Genomic DNA, 19683 nt, shown 5'->3' with positions numbered 1-19683 from the left:
AAATGTCAGCGGCCCAATCCTCAGCAACAGGTGTCACCGAGCTGGTCAAGGAAGGCAGTGCATTTCTCCAGTTCGGAAATCGCCACCGATTCGTCCGGCTGGTGCGCGTCGGCGATATCGCCCGGGCCGATGACGACCGAGGGAACGCCGGCGATCTGGAAGATGCCCGCTTCCGTGCCGTAGGAAACATAGCGCGGCTCGGAGCGGCCGAGAAGACCAAGCAGTTCCGCGTCGAGTGCCGGATCGTTATTGGGCTTCAGGCCCGGAATGCCGGCCAGCACATCGAACACGATGCCGCAGGATGGATCGATCGCCTTCATGGCCGGCTCAAGCTTCTCGGCGGCAAAACGCTTCATGCGCTCCAAGACCACGGACGTGTCCTGGCCGGGAATGAGGCGCATTTCCCAGAAAAATTCGCAGCTTTCCGCGACGATGTTGCCGTGCAGGCCGCCCTTGATGACCGTGACCTGGGTTGTCGAATATGGTGGATCGAGGCCTTCGAATTGCGGGCCGTTGCGCATGTCTTCGCGGATGCGGTTGATCTCGGCGATCATATCGCCGGCCACCATGACTGCGTTGACATAACGGTCCGGCTGGGACGAATGCCCCGGCTTGCCTTTGATGCGGCACCAACCGATCAGGCCGCCCTTATGGGCCGCGATCATATCCATGCTGGTTGCTTCGCCGATGACGGCGAGGCGTGGCTTCAGATCACTCTTGCCGACCCATTCGGCCATTGAGCCGACGCCGGTACAGCCGACTTCCTCGTCATAGGAAAAGGCGAGATGGATCGGCTTCTTGAGATTTTTCTTCGCGATGCCGGGTGCGGCCGCGAGACAGCAGGCGAGGAAGCCCTTCATGTCGGTCGCGCCGCGGCCGATCAACCTGCCGTTTGCCTCGCGCAGCGTCCACGGATCGCCCGTCCAGGCCTGGCCTTCTGTCGGCACCACATCCGTGTGGCCGCTGAAGATGATGCCACCGGCGGTTTCCGGGCCGATGGTGACGAGGATATTGGCCTTGTCGCCTTCCGGATTGTGGAAGTGGCGTACACGCCCCCCATAGGGGGCGGCCTGCTCTTCGACATACTTGATCAGGTCGAGGTTCGAAACGGCACTCACCGTCGGAAAGGAAACCAGGCCGGCGAGCTGTTTCGTGATGTCTGCCCGGATCGTCATTACTTCACCGTGAAATAGCGGAGCGGGTAGGCGAGGTCGGCGGGCTGCACGACCGTGACGTTGTCCTTCACGCCCCAGAGAATGTTGAGCTGGTGAAGCGGGATGAAGCCGACATCCGCCTTGATCAGCTTGAACGCGTCGGTGATCATGCCGGTGCGCTTAGCCTGGTCGGTTTCCTTGCCAATGGCGTCGATCAGCTTGTCGACCTCCGGGTTGGAATAACCGCCGATATTGAAGGCGCCGAGGCCGGTTTTCGGGTCACGGGTGGCGGCGATCGAGGTCAGGAAGATGTGCGCATCATAGGTGTTCGGAGAATAACCCAGCATGGAGAAGCTGGTATTGTATTCCGGCGGATTGACCTGAGTCGCCCACTTGGCGGTCGGTTGGGCGCGCGGCTCGACCTTGACGTTGATGCGGGCAAGTGAGGCGGCAACGGCCAGGCAGGTCGCCTCATCGTTCATGAAACGGTCGTTGGTGCAGTCCAGCGTCACCGAGAAGCCGTTTTCGTAGCCGGCTTCCTTCATCAGCGCCTTGGCCTTGTCGACATCCGGCTTCACCGGCGCGCCGAGGGCCGCATCGAAACCGTTGACCTCCTTGCCGATCGGCAGGCCGACCGGAACCGAGAAGTTGCGCATGACGCGCTTCTGGATCGCGCCCGTATCGATTGCCAGTTCCATCGCCTGGCGGACCTTCAATTCCCTGAAAGGGTTCTTGGTCTTTTCGCTGCCGAAGATCAGGTTGTCGCGTGCGAGGTCCGGTTGCAGATAGATGGTGCGCAGGTCGGGACCGGCCTGCATGTGCAGCTTCGGATCGGCTTCGATGCGTTCCGCATCCTGCGGCGGCACGCCGTCGATCATGTCGACTTCGCCGGAGATCAGCGCCGAAACGCGGGTCGAGGGGTTGGCGATCACGAAGAACGTGGCGTTGTCGACATTGCCGGTCTTCTTGTCCCACCAGCCCGGATTGGTCGCGAAAACCGTCTTCACGCCCGGATCGCGTTCCTTGATGACGTAGGGGCCGGTGCCCATGGCGTTGCGATTGGCAAAAGTTTCGGTGGCGTTGTTGGCGGCGCCCGGCGCCGTGGCATTGTTCGCCTCGGCCCATTCCTTGTCCATGATCAGCCAGTTGGTCAGCTGGTTCGGCAGGATCGGGTTGACGGCGCGGGTCTTGAAGCGGACCTTGTAATCATCGACTTTTTCGACGGAGGAGATCGAATTGAGGTTTGCCTTGATGCCGCCGGCCTGGCCGCGGGTCAGCGAGAAGATCACGTCGTCGGCATTGAACAGATTGCCGTTCGAGAATTTCACGCCCTGACGCAGGGTGAATTCCCAGGTCGTGCCGTCCACCTGTTTCCATTCGGTGGCAAGTGCCGCCTCGATTTTCTGTTCGGCGTTACGACGAACCAGCGGCTCGTAGACGTTGGCCAGAACCGCGAAGATCAGCGTGTTGGAAACCGCGTGTGGATCGAGCGTGTAAGCGTCGAGCGGGCCGGCGAACTTGAAGTCCGCGGCCCGCACGGTGGTGGCCAGCGGCGCAGAGAGGGGAACTGCAAGTGCCACGGCCATAGTGCCCAGCAACAGCCTGCGTTTGAATGCGGAAAATGAAATAGACATCATGATCTCCTAAGCGTGCCACAGGGAAAAGAGAATGCGGACAACGGAAGGATAGATATTTTAAATTTAAAATATCTATCTGGAGAATGCTCACGGAGTGAAGACATTGCAGCGTTCCCATCGTTGTAAAACGTGCCTACTATCGAGGCTTGAGGAAAGAATATGCGTTTTCATAAAACATGCAAGCATGTTTGATCAAATGAGCGAAACTCTTTTCGACGGGCAAAAACGCTGGAAACGACAGTCAACCCGCCGACGCTGGCCGGTAGGGTAACACGATATTTTCCAATATGTTATCTCAAATGTGGACTGATGTTCGTCAGTCGCGTGCGAACATCGGTCCGCCTTTGTGGGCCGGAAAACCATAGCCATTGATCATCACAAGATCGATATCGCCGGGCCGCGTAGCGACGTGTTCGGCAAGCAACGCCTCGCCTTCCGTAGCCATCGCTTTCAGCATGCGATCCTGGATTTCGTCTTTCGAGAAGCTGCGCGGGGCGATGCCCTTTTTCGCGCGGGCGGCTTCGATGATTGCGGTCACCTCCGGATCGATGGTCCGCTTGCCTTCCGGATAGAAATACCAGCCGCGGCCGGCCTTCTGGCCAAGCCGGCCGGTTTCGCAAAGCGTATCGGCGATCTCGACATAACGGGCGGCGGGATCGCGGGTTGCGGCCTGCCGTTTGCGGCGGGCCCAGGCGATTTCGAGGCCGGCCATGTCGTAGACGGCAAACAGGCCCATCGGAAAACCGTAGTCTTCCAAGGCCGCGTCGATCTCGTGCGGCAGGGCACCGTCTTCCAAAAGGAATTCCGCCTCGCGGCGATAGGCGGAGAAGATGCGGTTGCCGATAAAACCCTCGGTGACGCCCGTGACCACCGGCAGCTTTCTCAGCTTTTTGGCAACGGCAAGCCCGGTGGCCAGCACATCCGGTGCGGTCTTTGCGCAGCGGACGACTTCGAGAAGGCGCATGACATGGGCCGGGGAGAAGAAATGCAGGCCGAGCACCCGTTCCGGGTGGGCGGTCGCAGCGGCGATCTCGTCCGGATTCAGGTAGCTGGTATTGGTCGCCAAGATGGCATTCGGGCGGATGACTTTGTCTAGGCGCTGGAAAAGGTCGGCCTTGACGGCGAGATCGTCGAAAACGGCTTCGATGACGAGATCACAAGGCGCAAGATCGGCATCTGATGCAGTGACCGACAGCCGGGCTTTCTGCGCGTCGAAGCTAGCTTGGTCGAGGCGACCGGAGGCGAGGTTGCGCTCCAGCAGACCGATGATACGTTCACGGCCTTTTTCGGCAGCTTCCGGTGTCTGGTCGAGGGCGATGACGGAATAGCCGGCACCAAGCGCAGCAACCGCGATGCCGCTGCCCATCAGGCCGAGGCCGCAAATACCGATCGTGCTGACGAGGCGTGCCTCGATGCCTTCCAGCCCCTCGACCTTGGAAGATTCCCGTTCGGCGAAAAAGACATGACGCAGTGCTGCCGCCTCGCGGCTGTCGCGAAGGGCGATGAAGGTCGCGCGTTCGTCCGCAAGGCCTTCGGCAAAAGGCCGAGTGGAAGTGGTGACCAGCCGTACCGCTTCAGCGGGAGCCTTTTGGCCACGCGCTTTGGCGAGGATTTTGGCTGCTGCGGTTTCGATTTCAGCCGGATCTGCCGGCGCAATACTCAACGCGCCGGTGCGACGGAGCGGTGTGCCGGCGAGATTCTGCACTGCCGATACGGCTGCACCGACGAGATCGTCCTTGGCGATCTCATCGACAATGCCAAGTTTAAGGGCTTCGTCAGCCTTAGCCACGCGCCCCGATGTGACGAGTTCCAATGCGGCGGCGATGCCGATCAGTCGCGGCAGGCGCTGCGTGCCCCCGGCGCCGGGGACGATGCCGAGTTTGACCTCCGGCAGGCCGAGCTGCGCGGACGGGGAGGCGATGCGATGATGGCAGGCAAGTGCCACCTCCAGCCCGCCGCCGAGGGCTGCGCCATTCAGTGCCGCGACGACAGGCTTGGAGAGGTTCTCGATCTTTTCGATGACGGCCGGCAAGGTCGGCTCCATGGCCGGCTTGCCGAATTCGTTGATATCGGCGCCTCCGATGAAGGTCTTGCCGGCGCCGGTGATGACGACGCCGAGCACATCGGTAGCGGTTTCAGCGTGGGTAAGCGCCTTTTCAAGGCCGCTACGGACATCCACAGAGGTCGCGTTAACGGGCGCATTGTCGATGGTGACGACCAGCACGCTGTCGCGGGTCGTTGCGGAAACCGTGGCGGAGAAGCTGCTGAGGTCGCTCATGGTAATCTTCCGGTCGGCTTATTCGGGAATGACGGCGGTGGCCTGGATCTCGATCTTGGCGCGGTCTTCCACCAAAGCCACGACCTGCATGGCGGCCATGGCCGGGAAATGCTTGCCGATCACTTCGCGATAAGCCTGTCCCAAACCCTTCAGGTTGCCGAGATATTCCGCCTTGTCAGTGAAATACCAGGTCATGGTGGTGATGTGTTCGGGCTTGGCGCCTGCTTCCGCCAGAACGGCCACGACGTTCTGAAGCGTCTGCTTCACCTGGCCGACGAAATCATCGGTTTCGAACTGGCACTGGCCGTTCCAGCCGATTTGTCCGCCCACGAAAATCTGGCGGCCGGTGGCGGCGACGCCGTTGGCGTAACCGATCGGTTTTGCCCAGCCTTCAGGCTGCAGAATCGTGTGCATCTTGTTTCTCCAAATGCTGTGTAAGCGCTGCGCGCATATCGTCCGGCCAAGGAAGGGCCTTGTGGGTTTCGTGTGAGGTGACGACGAGCCTTTGCTTCGCCACCCAGAGCAGCCGTTCGCCGGCGCTTATTTCATGCTCGAGATCGACCGAGCTGTTGCCGACCCGCATAACCTTGACCGTGAAATCCATTTGGTCGCCGTGGAAACCGGGGTTCTTGAAGATGAGATCCAGCGTCACCGTCGGCAGTCCGATCTTTCGATCGTTGATCATTTCAGGCCAGGGAAAGCCGAGCTTTTCGAAAAATTCCTCGTACACGCCGACCAGGATGTGCAGGTAGGACGGGAAATAGGCGATGCCGGAAGGATCGCAATCTCCAAAATTCAGCCGGCGGGAGGTCGTGTAAGCCATCGTCACGCTTTCAACAGTTCGCGGGCGATGATCAGCTTCTGGACTTCCGTCGCGCCTTCATAGATGCGCAGCGCGCGGATTTCGCGATAGAGACTTTCGGTGATCTCACCGCTTTTGACGCCGCGGCCGCCAAAAATCTGCACGGCGCGGTCGATGACCTGCTGCGCGTTTTCCGTCGCGACCATCTTTGCCATCGCCGCTTCCTTGGTGGTCGGCAGGCCTTGAACGTCGCGACGCCAGGCGGCGCGGTAAGTCAACAACGCGCCGGAATCGATCTGTGCTGCCATGTCGCCGAAAGCGGCCTGGGTAAGCTGCAAGTCGGAAAGGTGGTTGCCGAACATCGGCCGCGCCTTGGCATAGGCCACCGCTTCGTCCAGCGCGCGCTTGGCGAAACCGAGGGCCGCTGCTGCGACGGACGCGCGGAAAATATCCAGCGTCCGCATGGCGATCTTGAAACCCTCGCCGGGCGTGCCGAGCAAACGCGAGGCCGGAATGCGGCAGTTTTCGAACCGGATCGTCGCCAGCGGATGCGGGGCAATAACGTCGATACGCTCGGCGATCGAGAAGCCCGGATCATCGGCAAAGACGACGAAGGCGGAAATGCCGCGCGTGCCGGGCGCTTCGCCGGTGCGGACGAAGACCGTATAGACATCGGCAATGCCGCCGTTGGAAATCCAGGTCTTTTCGCCGTCGAGGATATAGTGGTCGCCATCCTTGCGGGCGGCGCAGGCCATGGCGGCAACATCCGATCCCGCTTCCTTTTCGGAGAGCGCGAAAGCGGAAATCCATTCGCCGGATTGGGCTTTCGGCAGCACGATACGACGAAGCTCTTCCGAACCGGACAAGCCGATCGCGCCGGTGCCGAGGCCCTGCATCGCGAAAGCGAAATCTGCGAGGCCATCATGCCAGGCAAGTGTCTCGCGGGTCAGGCAGGCGGCGCGGCTGTCGATCGGCTGGCTTCCGCCAGCACCGGTCGCGGCATCCAGCAGGCCGGCATCGCCGAGTGATCTGACGATGGCGCGGCAGGCGTTGTCCGTGTCGGAATGGTCGATATGGGCGAGCGCGCCGGAGGCGGCAAACGCATCTAATTTTTCGGCGAGGGCTTTGTGGCTTTCGTCGAAAAACGGCCAATCGAGAAAATCTCGCGCCGGCCCCTTGAGGTTCGTCGGGGCGGCCATCAGTTACCCTCGAAGGCCGGTTTGCGCTTTTCGGCGAAGGCTTCGAAGGCGCGGCGGAAGTCCTGGGTGGCCATGCAGATCGCCTGGGCCTGTGCCTCGGACTCGATCATTTCCTCGATGCCCATGGCCCATTCCTGGTTCAGCATGGTCTTGGTCATCGTGTGGGCGAACCAGGGGCCATCGGCCAGCGAGTGGGCGAGCTTTACGGCTTCCGCTTCCAGGACATCGCCGGGGTGGATGGTGTTGAAGAACCCCCAGGCCTCACCCTCGCGGGCGTTCATGGTGCGGCCGGTGAACAGAAGTTCGGCAGCGCGACCCTGGCCGATGATGCGCGGGAGAATACCGCAGGCACCCATGTCCGCACCGGCAAGGCCGACGCGGGTGAAAAGGAACGCAGTCTTGGCTTCCGGCGTCGCGAGACGGATATCGGAGGCCATGGCAAGGATGGCGCCGGCGCCGACGCAGATGCCGTCGACGGCGGCGACGATCGGCTGCGGGCATTTCTTCATCGCCTTGACGAGATCGCCGGTCATGCGAGTGAAGGCCAGAAGCTCCGGCATCGCCATATGGGTCAGCGGCTCGATGATTTCGAACACATCGCCGCCGGAGGAGAAGTTGCCGCCGGCGCCGGTCAGCACGATCGAGCGGATGTCGGAGGCATAGGCGAGATCGCGAAAGAGGTCGCGCAGTTCCGCATAGCTTTCGAAGGTCAGCGGGTTCTTGCGCTCCGCCCGGTTGAGGCGGATCGTCGCGACACGGCCGTTTTCGCTCACTTCCCAGAGGAAATGCTTCGGCTGGTAATCGCGAAAGTTCCGCTTCATCTCTTTCATGACGTCGCTCATGCTCGTCTCCTCTCTCTTTCGTCGACCGGTCGCCTTTTCGGCGGCAGGATTATCCCTATGTCAGTCGTTGGCGGAGGGCGGTAGGAAATCCACCTCATGCGCGGCGGAAACTTTTACGATTTCCTCCACGTCGGTCATTTCGTGCAGTTCTTCGAAAAGCGCCTGCAGCTTGCGGGCGGGCGAGACCCAGAAGAGCGCCCGGCACGGTTTGTCGGATTTATTGAAATAGCCGTGCGGGATGCCGCGCGGCATGCGGACCAGGTCTCCGGCTTTCGCCTTGACCCATTGGCCGTCGAGCTTCAGATCGAGTTCGCCTTCCTGGACCAGGATGTATTCGTCCTGGGTCGGGTGGATGTGCACCGGCACGAACTGTCCCGGCAGGCTGTTGGTCTCGAAGGCAAAGGTGTCGTCGCAGACGGCCTTTGGAAAATAGACCTGACCCAGGATGTTCCAGGTCGTGCCTTTGTAGCCGCTGCCGTTCTCGGTAATGCCCTTTTCCAGTTCCATGTCGATCTCCCAGCTCTCGTTTCTTCTTCCTTGGCAGGCAATCAGCCCGCCAGGACCTCCCCACCGGCAACTGCGATTGCCTGTCCATTGATCGATGCAGCACCGGGCGATGCCAGCCACAGAACGGTGTCCGCGACTTCCTCCGGCTTCACCAGCCGTCCCTGCGGATTACTCTTGGTGAATTCCTTGAGCGCCTGCTCTTCCGTGCGGCCAGTTTTTGCGACGATCGTTTCGATCGAGCGGGCGATCAGCGGCGTATCGGTAAAGCCGGGGCAGACGGCGTTGACGGTGATGCCGGTCTTGGCCAATTCCAGCGCCAGCGAACGGGTGAGGCCAATGACGCCGTGCTTGGCGGCAACATAGGCCGAGACATAGGCATAACCCGTCAGGCCCGCCGTCGAGGCGATATTGATGATGCGGGCGCCGGCGCCAAAGGCCTTGAGGTCGGGAAGCACGGCTTGAGTCATCAGAAAGACGCCGGTCAGGTCCACAGCCATTACCTTGTTCCACATCTCCAGCGATGTTTTCTCGAACGGCGCGCTCGGCCCTTCACCGGCATTGTTGACGAGGATATCGACCGGGCCGAAGCAGGCGCGCGCCATTTTCAAACCGTTATCGATGGCGATTTCGTCGGTCACGTCGAAACCGTCCGCAACGCAGACATTATCTCTGCCGAGTTTTTCAGCCAGCGCTTCCAGCGGTTCGGCTCGCCGGCCGGCCAGCGTTACGCGCGCGCCTGCTTCCACCAAAGCGGTTGCGATCGCCGCGCCGATGCCAGAGCCCGCGCCGGTGACGAGGGCATGGCGGTTTGCCAGTTTGCCGGAAGCCGTGTCCATGTCGCGATCCTTATTTCGCCGCCACCGTCGGGCCGACGGCCGGCGGGGCTGCAGCGGCGCGGGCAAGGCCGGTTTCGTATTGCGACTTGCCGGAATAGTACTGCTTCGGCCAGGGAATGTTCGTCAGACCGATCTTTGCCGCTTCATGCAGAACCCAGGCGGGATCGGCCAGATGCGGGCGGGCGACGGCGCAGAGATCGGCGCGGCCGGCGGCGATGATGGAATTCGCCTGATCAGCCTCGGCAATGGCGCCGACAGCAATCGTCGGAATGCCGATCTCGTTGCGGATCTTGTCGGAGAACGGTGTCTGAAACAGGCGGCCATAGACCGGCTTTTCTTCCTTCCAGACCTGGCCGGACGAGCAGTCGATCAGGTCGGCACCGGCATCCTTGAACATGCGGGCGTAGATTGCCGCATCCTCCGGCGTGTTGCCGCCTTCGAACCAGTCATGGCAGGAGAGACGCACGGAGATCGGCTTGTCTGCCGGCCAGACTTCGCGAACGGCCTTGAAGATCTCCAGCGGGTAACGGGCCATGTTCTCGTGGCTGCCGCCGTATTCATCCGTGCGGATGTTCGTCAGCGGCGACAGGAAGCTCGAGAGCAGATAACCGTGGGCGCAGTGCAGTTCCAGCCAGTCGGCCCCGGCTTCGGCGGCATATTTCGCGGCGCGGACGTGATCGGCCTTGACCCGGTCCATGTCGGCGCGATCCATCGCCTTCGGCACTTGGCTGTGCTTGAGATAGGGCAGGGCGGACGCCGAGATCAGGTCCCAGCCGCCTTCTTCGACCGGCTGGTCGATGCCTTCCCAGGCAACCTTGGTGGAACCCTTGCGGCCGGCATGGCCGATCTGGATGCCGGCCTTGGCAGCTGAGTTCTCATGCACGAAATTGACGAAGCGCTTCCACTGCGCCGCCTGCTCGTCGTTCCACAGGCCGAGGCAGCCGGGGGTGATGCGGGCATCCGGCGAGACGCAGGTCATTTCCGCAAAAACCAGGCCGGCGCCGCCAAGTGCGCGGGAGCCGAGATGGACGAGATGGAAATCGTCCATCAACCCGTCCTTGGCGGAATACATGGCCATGGGCGACATGACGATGCGGTTCGGCAGGTGGGTTTCGCGCAGCGAATAGGGCGTGAACATCGGCGGTAGGGTGCGGCCGTTGCCGGTGACCTCGATGCCGTTTTCCTTGGCGAACCAGCGCTCGTAACCTTCCAGCCATTTGGGATCGCGTAAACGCAGGTTCTCGTGGCTGATGCGCTGCGAGCGGGTCAGCATCGAATACATGAACTGCTCGGGCGGCAGGGTATCGGCATAACGCTGGCCGACGACTTCGAACCACTCCATGGCGTTTCGGGCCGCATTCTGAATGCGGGCGACATCGACGCGGCGGATTTCCTCATAGGTTTCGAGGACGGCCGGGATGTTTTCCCTGGTATGGCCGAGCTTGTTGAACTGATTGCACAGTTCAATCGCGTCATCGATCGCGAGCTTGGTGCCGGAGCCGATGGCGAAATGGGCGGTATGGGCGGCGTCGCCCATCAGCACGACATGCGAATTGCCGTTGAAATGGCTCCACTTGCCGCAGATCAGGCGGTTGAAGTTCAGCCAAGCGCTGCCACGCAGGTGCCGCGCATTGGTCATCAGCTCGGAGCCTTCCAGCACTTCCGAGAACAGCTCCTGGCAGAAATCGATAGAGCCCTGCTGGTCCATCTGGCCGAGGCCGTGCTTTTCGTAGGCTTCTTCGGTGGTCTCGACGATGAAGGTCGAGGTGTTTTCGTCGAACTTGTAGATGTGCGCCTGGAACCAGCCGTGGTCCGTCTTGCGGAAATCAAAGGTGAAGGCGTCGAACAGCTTGTGGGTGCCGAGCCAGATATAACGGTTCGGGCGAACCACGAGATCCGGCTGAAAAACGTCCGGATAACGATTGCGGATCTTCGAGTTGAAGCCGTCGGAGGCGATGATCAGGTCGGCATCGGGATAATCGGTATCGCCGGCGGAATCGGTTTCGAAGACCAGTTCGACGCCGAGCGCTTCGCAACGGCGCTGCAGGATGTTCAAGAGTTTCTTGCGGCCGATGCCGACGAAGCCGTGGCCGGAGGTGCGCTGGCGCGTGCCCTTGAAAAGCAGTTCGATATCGTCCCAGTGATTGAAGGCGTCTTCGATTTCGGCGGCGCTGTCCGGATCCCAAGCGCGCATGGAGACCATGGTCGCATCGGAGAACACGACGCCCCAGCCGAACGTGTCGTATGGCTTGTTGCGCTCGACCACCGAGATCGAATGCTCGGGATGAAACTTCTTCATCAGAAGCGCGAAATAGAGACCTGCGGGACCACCACCGATACAGACGATGCGCATATCCAATTCCTCCAAGCGTTCCGTTCTTCGTTATTTTAAGTTTAAACTATATGGCGTTCGATCAAAGCGTCAAGCGGATTTTCGGTCATTTATTTTACCGACGCAAAGTTGTGCGTGTTCGCTCGATCCTGCGTTCGAAATCTATCGAGCTAGCGTCCGCTAATATGCTGATGCATATATTTTTCTGTGTGGCCGATCAGAATTCGCGCGGTAGCCTTCAACTTCATTTGTGAATTGACAAAGGCATGACGGCGAAAATATGCTTTTGCAAATGTTTATGACGACAAGCCGCCAAGGCAAAGGGGAACGGTCATGGCAGAACGGTCATTTGCCCGCGAAGTCGAGGATCTGAAGCTCGGGGAAGGTGAAATCTTCCGTGGCGAAGGCATTCTGGCGATTACCAAGGCGCTGCTGCAATCCGGCGTATCCTATGTCGGCGGTTACCAGGGTTCGCCGATCTCCCACCTGATGGACGTTCTGGCCGACGCCAAGGACATCATGGAGGATCTCGGTGTTCATTTCGAGACTTCGGCCTCTGAAGCTGCAGCGGCAGCGATGCTGTCGGCCTCGGTCATGTATCCGGTGCGCGGCGCCGTGACGTGGAAATCGACGGCGGGTACGAACGTTGCCTCGGACGCGCTTTCCAACCTTTCCTCCGGCGGCGTCAACGGCGGTGCGTTGATCATCCTTGGTGAGGATTTCGGCGAAGGTTCGTCGATCATGCAGGAGCGCAGCCATGCATTCGCGATGAAATCGCAGATGTGGCTGCTCGATCCGCGTCCCAACCTGCCGTCGATGGTGCAGGCGGTCGAGGACGGGTTTCAGCTGTCGGAGGCGTCCAACACGCCGGTCATGCTGGAAGTGCGTATCCGCGCCTGTCATGTGCACGGCCAGTTTACTGCCAAGAACAACAAGCGGCCGGATTTCACCTTGAAGCAGGCGCTGGAAAATCCGGTGCGCGACGTCAACCGCATCGTTCTGCCGCCGGCGAACTTCATGCAGGACAAGGACAAGCTGGAGCGCCGCTGGCCGGCCGCCGTCAACTTCATCAAGGAAAAGAAACTCAACGAGTTCTTTGGTCCTGAAGAAGGCGAGATCGGCATCATCACGCTGGGCGGGCTCTATAACGGTGTCATGCGCGGTCTGCAGCAGTTGGGTCTGGCCGATGTCTACGGCAATTCTTCCATTCCGATCTACGTGATGAACGTAGCCTATCCAACGATTGACGACGAGGTGATCGACTTCTGTCTCGGCAAGAAGGCCGTGATCATGGTCGAGGAGGGAGCGCCGGAATATGTGGAGCAGACGCTCCACACGTTGATGCGCCGCCGGGATATCCAGACCCGTCTGCATGGCAAGGATATCCTGCCGCTCGGCGGAGAATATACCGCGCCTGTGATGATGAAGGGCTTGAAGACCTTCGTCGAGATGTATGATCGCCTGTTGCTCGGCAACCAGCCGCCGGTGCCGGACCCGACGCCCATCCTCAACGATCCGAAGGTCAAGGCACTGGCCGAAGTCGTGCCGGCGCGTCCGGCCGGTTTCTGTACAGGCTGTCCCGAGCGGCCGATCTTCGCGGCCATGAAGCTGGTCGAGAAGGAACTTGGCGAGCACCACGTCTCGGCGGATATCGGCTGTCATCTGTTCTCGATCTTGCCGCCGTTCAATATCGGCGGCACGACGATGGGTTATGGGCTTGGCCCTGCTTCGGCATCTGCCTTCAATGTGGAGGCGGACAAGCGATCGATTGCGGTCATGGGCGATGGCGGTTTCTGGCATAACGGTCTCGCGACCTCTATCGGCAATGCGGTCTTCAACAAGCAGGACGGCGTCATCCTCGTCGTCGATAACTTTTATTCGGCGGCGACCGGCGGGCAGGACATCCTTTCATCGCGGGCCATCAATCCCAATCGCAAGACCAACAATTCCATCGTCAATGCGGTGAAGGGGATTGGCGCCACCTGGGTTCGCCAGATCGATCGAACCTATGACGTCGCGAAGATGCGCGACACGCTGAAGGAAGCGCTGACGACGAAGGAAAAGGGGCCGAAGATCATTGTCGCCTCTTCCGAATGCATGCTGAACAAGCAGCGCCGCATCAAGCCGCAATTCGCCAAGGCGGTGAAGGACGGAAAGCGGATGGTGAAGGAGCGTTTCGGCGTGGACGAAGATGTCTGCACCGGCGATCACGCCTGCATCCGGCTGTCCGGCTGTCCGTCGCTGTCGGTCAAGCATACGGACGATCCGCTGAAGGACGATCCGGTCGCAGCGATCGACAACAGTTGCGTCGGCTGCGGCAATTGCGGCGAGGTTTCCGAGGCTGCGGTGCTCTGTCCATCCTTCTATCGCGCCGATGTCATCCACAATCCGACGGGCTGGGACAAGTTCATGTCCAACCTGCGCAGCAAGGTGATCGGCTGGCTGCAGGCCCGCCGTGCGGCCGGCCGCATCGTGTTTGCGGATTGAGGATCAGGCGATGAACGAGACCGTGAACCTCAAGACGCTGATGGCTTCCGACAAACCGCTCACATTAGCCATCATGGCCATGGGCGGGCAGGGCGGCGGCGTGCTGGCAGACTGGATCGTCGGTCTGGCCGAGGAGCAGGGCTGGATGGCGCAATCCACCTCCGTGCCGGGCGTTGCCCAGCGCACTGGTGCGACCATCTATTATATCGAGATGCTGCCGGCCCGCGATGGTGTGGCGCCGATCTTTTCGCTGATGCCGACGCCGGGCGATGTGGATGTCGTGTTGGCCGCTGAATTGATGGAAGCCGGCCGCTCCGTTTTGCGCGGCCTTGTCACGCCCGACAGAACCACGCTGATCGCCTCGACGCATCGCTCGTTTGCGGTCGGCGAGAAGGAAAAGCCGGGCGATGGCATTGGCGACCCGACCGTCGTGGTTGGCGCTACTGATTTTGCAGCCAAGCGGACGATCGCCTTCGACATGGACACGCTGGCGCTGAAGAACGGCAGCGTCATCTCGTCCTCGATGTTCGGCGCGCTGGCCGCTGCCGATGTGTTGCCCTTCCCGAAGGAAGCCTTCGAAGCGACGATCCGCGGCGGCGGTAAGGGCGTCGAGCCCAGCCTCAAGGCATTCAACGCGGCCTATGACCGAGCAAAGGCAAAGCCGCGTGAAGAGATCGCATCATCTCCGCCGAAGCGGTTCGACGCGATGCCGGAGACTGCGGGCCATCCGGACCTCGACCGTCTCGTGCATCGCTTGCGTGCCGAATTTCCGGAAGTTGCCTGGCCGCTGCTGTTTGCCGGAATCAAGAAGCTTACGGATTTTCAGGACCCGGCTTATGCCGATGAATATCTAGATCGGGTCGGCAAGCTTTATGCCCTCGACCGTACCAATAGCGGCGAGAGTCATGACTATGCCTTCACCGTGCAGTCGGCTAAATATGTCGCTGTCGCCATGGCTTACGACGATGTCATTCGTGTTGCCGACCTGAAAACCCGCGGCTCGCGCTTCAACCGTGTCCGCAACGAAGTCGGAGTAAAGCAAGATCAAATCCTGTACATGACCGAATACATGCATCCGCGCATGGAAGAGGTCTGCGGCACGCTGCCGAAGGGACTTGGTCTCTGGATCGAGAACAGCCCGAAACTTTTCGCCTGGCTTGATCGTCGCATCAACAAGGGCCGCCGGGTGCAGACCGGCACGCTGTTCTGGTTCATTTCGCTTTACATCGTCGCGGCCCTGCGTCGTACGCGCCGTGGAACGTTGCGCCATCTGCGAGAGGCGGAGCATCGTGAAGCCTGGCTTGTATCGGCAACGTCGCTCCTGTCGCGCAACTATGATCTCGCCGTCGAAGTGATCAACAATCGCCGTCTGGTGAAGGGATATTCCGATACCCACGCCCGCGGGCTTTCGAAATTCGACCGGGTGATGTCCGCTCTGTCTTCACTTTCCGGCCGGGAAGACGGAGCGGTCTGGATGAAGCGGTTGCGGCAGGCGGCGCTGTTGGACGAGAACGGCATAGCTCTCGACGGCGCTCTCAAAACCGTGGCTACGCTTTAAGCATATTAGACACATTATAGCCTTGATCCGGTTGCTTTTGCTGCGCATCTGAACCAAGTCTGTTGCGCAGTCTTCAGCCACGGCAAGCATTATGGAAACACCCGACCGTCAGCCCGGACGCTTTCGAGAATTTTTCGAAGCGTACCGTCCGTACTTCATCGCGCTCGCGATGCTGGCGGTATTCGCGTTTACGACATTTGCGATCTACAAGCTGACGACCGAGGTCAGTTATGACGATGTGATCGAAGCGCTCACCGATACGAGCTGGACTTCGGTCGCGCTGGCAATCTTCTTCACCGCGCTCAGCTTCGCATCTTTGATCGGCTACGATATCAATGCGTTGACCTATATTGGCAGGCCGCTGCCCTTCGCGCCGGTGGCGGTCACCGCGTTCGCCGCTTACGCGGTCGGCAATACCGCCGGTTTCGGTGCATTGAGCGGTGGGGCGATCCGTTTCCGGGCTTATACTAGGCTTGGCCTCTCTCCCGATGATGTCGGTCGCGTTATCGCTTTCGTGACATTGGCTTTCGGCATCGGTTTGCTGGCCGTGACGGCACTGGCTTCGCTGGTGACCGCTCCCCGTATCGGCGATGCCCTTGGCATAGACGGCGGCTGGGTGCGCGGCGGTTCGATCGTGATCATTCTCGTGCTCGTCGCCCTGGTAATCCTCGGCCGCGGCGGGCGCGTCGTGTCCATCGGCAGCCTCGACATCCGCTTGCCGGATTCGCGCACCTCCTCGCAACAGTTTCTGGTCACCGCTCTGGATGTCGCGGCTTCCGCTTCCGTTCTTTACGTGCTTCTACCTCAGGGGTCGATCGGCTGGCCGTCGTTTGTCGCCATTTATGCGACCGCGATTGGCCTTGGTGTGCTCAGCCATGTGCCGGCCGGGCTTGGCGTGTTCGAGACGGTCATCGTCGCGGCGCTCGGCAATACGGTCAGCCTCGATCAGGTTCTCGGCAGCCTTGTTCTTTATCGCGTCATCTATCACGTCCTGCCGCTGCTCATCGCCACGCTGGTGGTGATCGGCGTGGAGTTGCGGCAACTTGCGAAACATCCGGTCGCCTCGACCTTGCGCAAGCTGGAATTCCGCCTCGCGCCGCCGCTTCTGGCCTCGTTTGCGATGGTCGCAGGCGCCATGCTGGTTTTCGCCAGCGTTACGCCGACGCCGGATTCCGATCTCGATTTCCTGGCCAACTATCTGCCGTTACCGGTGTTCGAAAGCGCGCACTTCTTCTCCAGCATCCTCGGCCTCATCCTGTTCGTCGCTGCCCGCGGCATCGGTCAGCGCCTCGATGGTGCCTGGTGGATCGGCATGATCTGCACGGCTTTGGCGCTCGTTTTCGCGTTCATGCGGGCGGTAGCACTTTACGAGGCGATCTTCCTCGCGGTCCTGCTGGCCGGCCTTTTCCTCAGCGCAAAACTGTTCAAGCGGCGCGCCTCGCTATTCGGACAGGTGCTCACACCCAGCTGGATCGCGGCGATGCTGATCGTCGTGGTCGCGGCGGTCACCGTGCTGCTTTTCGCTTATCGCGAGGTGGATTACAGCCATCAACTCTGGTGGCAGTTCGAGTTTTCGGAAGAAGCGCCGCGCGGTCTGCGTGCCGTGTTGGGCCTTGCGATCATCGCAGCATTGATCGCACTCTACAGCCTGCTTCGCCCCGCCGCGCGCCGTACGCCACTTTCGACCGCCGATGATTTCGAGCGCGCGGTGCAGATCGTCATGACGCAGGGCAATGCAGACGCCAATCTGGTGCGCATGGGTGACAAGCGGCTGATGTTCTCCGAAAGCGGCAATGCCTTCATCATGTATGGCATTCAGGGGCGGTCGTGGATTGCGCTGTTCGATCCGATCGGCCCGCAGGAAGAAGTGGCCGACCTCGTCTGGCGGTTTGTCGAGACGGCCCGCATGCAGGGCGGCAGGGCTGTGCTTTACCAGATTTCGCCAAGCCTTCTTTCACACTGCGCCGATACCGGCCTCAGGGCATTCAAGCTCGGCGAGCTGGCGATCGTCGATTTGACGAAATTCGATCTGAAGGGCGGACGGCTTGCCGGTCTTCGCCAGGCGATCAACAAGGGCGCGCGCGAAGGGCTGGAATTCGAGTTGGTCGATCAGCCCAATGTGGCTGGTATCATCGATGATCTTCGAGTGGTGTCCGATGCCTGGCTTCAGGAGCAGGACACGCGCGAAAAAACCTTCTCGCTCGGCGCGTTCCGCGACGATTATGTCTGCGCACAGCCGGTTGCGGTTCTGCGCAAGGACAGAAAAATCTGCGCCTTCGCAACGCTTTCCGTCACCGATACCAAGCAGGAAGGCACCGTCGACCTGATGCGGTTCGCGCCCGACGCGCCCAAGGGGTCGATGGACTTCCTGTTCGTCAAGATCATGGAATATCTTCGCGATGCGGGTTATGCACAATTCAATCTCGGCATGGCGCCGCTGTCGGGCATGTCGCAGCGCGAGGTCGCTCTCGCCTGGGACAAGATCGGCAGCGTCGTGTTCGAACATGGCGAACGGTTCTACAATTTCAAAGGTTTGAAGGCTTTCAAGTCGAAATTCCATCCTAAATGGGAGCCGCGTTATCTCGCGGTTTCCGGCGGCGCCAGCCCGGCGATCGTGATGATGGATGCGACCTTCCTGATCGGAGGCGGCTTGAGAGGAGTGGTCGGTAAATGACGTTTCTGCGTTCTCTCTCCATCGCATTCTTTTCTCTGGTCGCCGGGGTCACGGTTACCGCTGCACAGCAGCAGGATTACCAGACCGGCCTGATCCCATCGCCGCATGTCATGCTGCCGGGAACCGGGACCGATCTCGAGGCGCTGGTATTTCTGATATCCGATGGCCAAGGCTGGGGGGCGCGGGAAGACGCCGAGGCAAAGAAGCTGCTGGAGGCGGGAGCGGCCGTCGTTGGCATCGATTTCCCGTCCTACATCAAATTGCTTTCGGCCGATGACGGCGAATGCATCTACATGGTCTCCGATATCGAGGACGTGTCGCAGCAAGTGCAGCGACGGATCGGCAATCCACAATATCGCCACCCGATCGTCGCCGGTATCGGCGAAGGCGGCGCACTGGCGCTGGCGATGATTTCGCAGAGCCCGAATGCGACGATCAGCGAGGCGATCGCGGTCGATCCATTGGCGGGCATCCCGCTCTCCAAGGAGCTTTGCACGCCGGCTTCCAAACAAGTCACCGGCAACCGGACGATCTACGGCTTCAGCGATGGCGCCCTGCCGGCGGCGGTGACGATCATCTCAACCACGGCGGCTGATGCTGCCGGCAAGGCGCATGGGCTGAAGCTGAAGCAGGAGCATCCGGAAGTCGACCTCGTCGATGCTTCGAAGGCTCCTGACACGGCGCTCGAGGATGTACTGTCCGAGCGCATTGCCCTTGTGAAACAAAGCAACCAGCCGCTGGACCTGCCGCTCAACGTGCTCGACGCCAAGCCGGCGATGAACACGATGGCGGTCATCTATTCCGGCGATGGCGGCTGGCGTGACCTCGATAGCGAAGTGGGCGGTTATCTCCAGTCGCAGGGCGTACCGACGATCGGGCTGGATTCGCTGCGGTATTTCTGGTCGGAACGGACGCCGCAGGGCACGGCCGACGATCTTGCCAAGGTCATCGAGCATTACCGCCGCCAATGGGGCGTCCAGAACGTCATGCTGATCGGTTATTCATTCGGCGCCGACGTGATCCCCGCGACCTACAATCTGCTGCCGCCGGCCGACCGGGCGCGCGTCAAGCAGATCACCCTGCTCGGCCTTTCCAACCAGGTGGATTACGAGATTTCCGTGACCGGCTGGCTCGGCGTGGCCGGCGCCGGCAAGGGCGGCGATCCAATCAACGATCTTACCAAGATCGATCCGAAGATCGTCCAATGCGTCTACGGTACCGACGAGGACGACGACCCGTGTCCGACGCTGAAGGACAAGGGCGTCGAGGTCGTGCCGATCGAGGGAGGACACCATTTCGATGAGAACTATCAGGCGCTCGGCAAACGTATCCGCGACAGCCTTCAGACCCGGCTCTCCAAATAGCTCAACCGAGAAT

At 60.7% G+C, this 19683-nt stretch carries 14 protein-coding genes; 4 read left to right on the top strand and 10 right to left on the bottom strand.

What is annotated here, in order from left to right; genetic code table 11:
* Positions 1 to 20: 20 nt before the first annotated feature.
* The 10 genes from argE to KX729_RS21955 form a co-directional block, all read right to left on the bottom strand.
* Positions 21 to 1175, bottom strand: coding sequence for an acetylornithine deacetylase (argE, locus tag KX729_RS22000; RefSeq protein ID WP_219744630.1), 1155 nt, complete (start codon positions 1173 to 1175; stop codon positions 21 to 23).
* Positions 1175 to 2788, bottom strand: a complete 1614-nt coding sequence (locus KX729_RS21995; protein ID WP_219744629.1) for an ABC transporter substrate-binding protein — start codon at positions 2786 to 2788, stop codon at positions 1175 to 1177. Before KX729_RS21995 ends, argE begins: the two co-directional genes overlap by 1 nt.
* A 319-nt stretch (positions 2789 to 3107) precedes the next feature.
* A complete protein-coding gene (locus KX729_RS21990) occupies positions 3108 to 5069 on the bottom strand; it encodes a 3-hydroxyacyl-CoA dehydrogenase NAD-binding domain-containing protein (RefSeq protein ID WP_219744628.1) in 1962 nt (653 codons plus the stop codon).
* A gap of 18 nt (positions 5070 to 5087) precedes the next feature.
* Positions 5088 to 5483 carry a RidA family protein gene (locus KX729_RS21985; RefSeq protein ID WP_219744627.1) on the bottom strand — a complete coding sequence of 132 codons (396 nt, stop codon included), beginning with the start codon at positions 5481 to 5483 and terminating at the stop codon, positions 5088 to 5090.
* On the bottom strand, positions 5461 to 5892 hold the full coding sequence (locus tag KX729_RS21980) for an acyl-CoA thioesterase (protein WP_219744626.1): 432 nt from the start codon (positions 5890 to 5892) through the stop codon (positions 5461 to 5463). Before KX729_RS21980 ends, KX729_RS21985 begins: the two co-directional genes overlap by 23 nt.
* 2 nt (positions 5893 to 5894) lie before the next feature.
* Complete coding sequence (locus KX729_RS21975; protein WP_219744625.1) at positions 5895 to 7070, bottom strand: acyl-CoA dehydrogenase family protein; 1176 nt, start codon at positions 7068 to 7070, stop codon at positions 5895 to 5897.
* On the bottom strand, positions 7070 to 7912 hold the full coding sequence (locus KX729_RS21970) for an enoyl-CoA hydratase family protein (RefSeq protein ID WP_219744624.1): 843 nt from the start codon (positions 7910 to 7912) through the stop codon (positions 7070 to 7072). Before KX729_RS21970 ends, KX729_RS21975 begins: the two co-directional genes overlap by 1 nt.
* Positions 7913 to 7972: 60 nt before the next feature.
* Complete coding sequence (locus tag KX729_RS21965; protein ID WP_219744623.1) at positions 7973 to 8419, bottom strand: cupin domain-containing protein; 447 nt, start codon at positions 8417 to 8419, stop codon at positions 7973 to 7975.
* 41 nt (positions 8420 to 8460) lie between these two features.
* Entirely contained in the window at positions 8461 to 9255 is a 795-nt protein-coding gene (locus KX729_RS21960) for an SDR family NAD(P)-dependent oxidoreductase (RefSeq protein WP_219744622.1), read from the bottom strand.
* Positions 9256 to 9265: 10 nt separating this feature from the next.
* On the bottom strand, positions 9266 to 11608 hold the full coding sequence (locus KX729_RS21955; RefSeq protein ID WP_219744621.1) for a bifunctional salicylyl-CoA 5-hydroxylase/oxidoreductase: 2343 nt from the start codon (positions 11606 to 11608) through the stop codon (positions 9266 to 9268).
* A 312-nt stretch (positions 11609 to 11920) separates the two neighbouring features.
* Between KX729_RS21955 and KX729_RS21950 the strand changes: the two genes are divergently transcribed.
* From KX729_RS21950 to KX729_RS21935, 4 genes are all read left to right on the top strand, one after another.
* Positions 11921 to 14074 (top strand): ferredoxin family protein, encoded by a 2154-nt coding sequence (locus KX729_RS21950; RefSeq protein ID WP_219744620.1) that lies wholly within the window; start codon positions 11921 to 11923, stop codon positions 14072 to 14074.
* Between the two features lie 10 nt (positions 14075 to 14084).
* A complete protein-coding gene (locus tag KX729_RS21945; RefSeq protein ID WP_219744619.1) occupies positions 14085 to 15632 on the top strand; it encodes an indolepyruvate oxidoreductase subunit beta family protein in 1548 nt (515 codons plus the stop codon).
* Positions 15633 to 15723: 91 nt separating this feature from the next.
* Positions 15724 to 18306, top strand: coding sequence for a bifunctional lysylphosphatidylglycerol flippase/synthetase MprF (gene mprF, locus KX729_RS21940; protein ID WP_219744618.1), 2583 nt, complete (start codon positions 15724 to 15726; stop codon positions 18304 to 18306).
* On the top strand, positions 18303 to 19670 hold the full coding sequence (locus KX729_RS21935; RefSeq protein ID WP_219744617.1) for a virulence factor family protein: 1368 nt from the start codon (positions 18303 to 18305) through the stop codon (positions 19668 to 19670). Before mprF ends, KX729_RS21935 begins: the two co-directional genes overlap by 4 nt.
* The last annotated feature ends 13 nt before the right edge of the window (positions 19671 to 19683 follow it).

The sequence above is a fragment of the Neorhizobium populisoli genome (assembly GCF_019430945.1).
Classification (GTDB): domain Bacteria; phylum Pseudomonadota; class Alphaproteobacteria; order Rhizobiales; family Rhizobiaceae; genus Neorhizobium; species Neorhizobium populisoli.
Note: the sequence above shows the minus strand (reverse complement) of the source record. Positions and strands in the feature narration are given on the sequence as shown.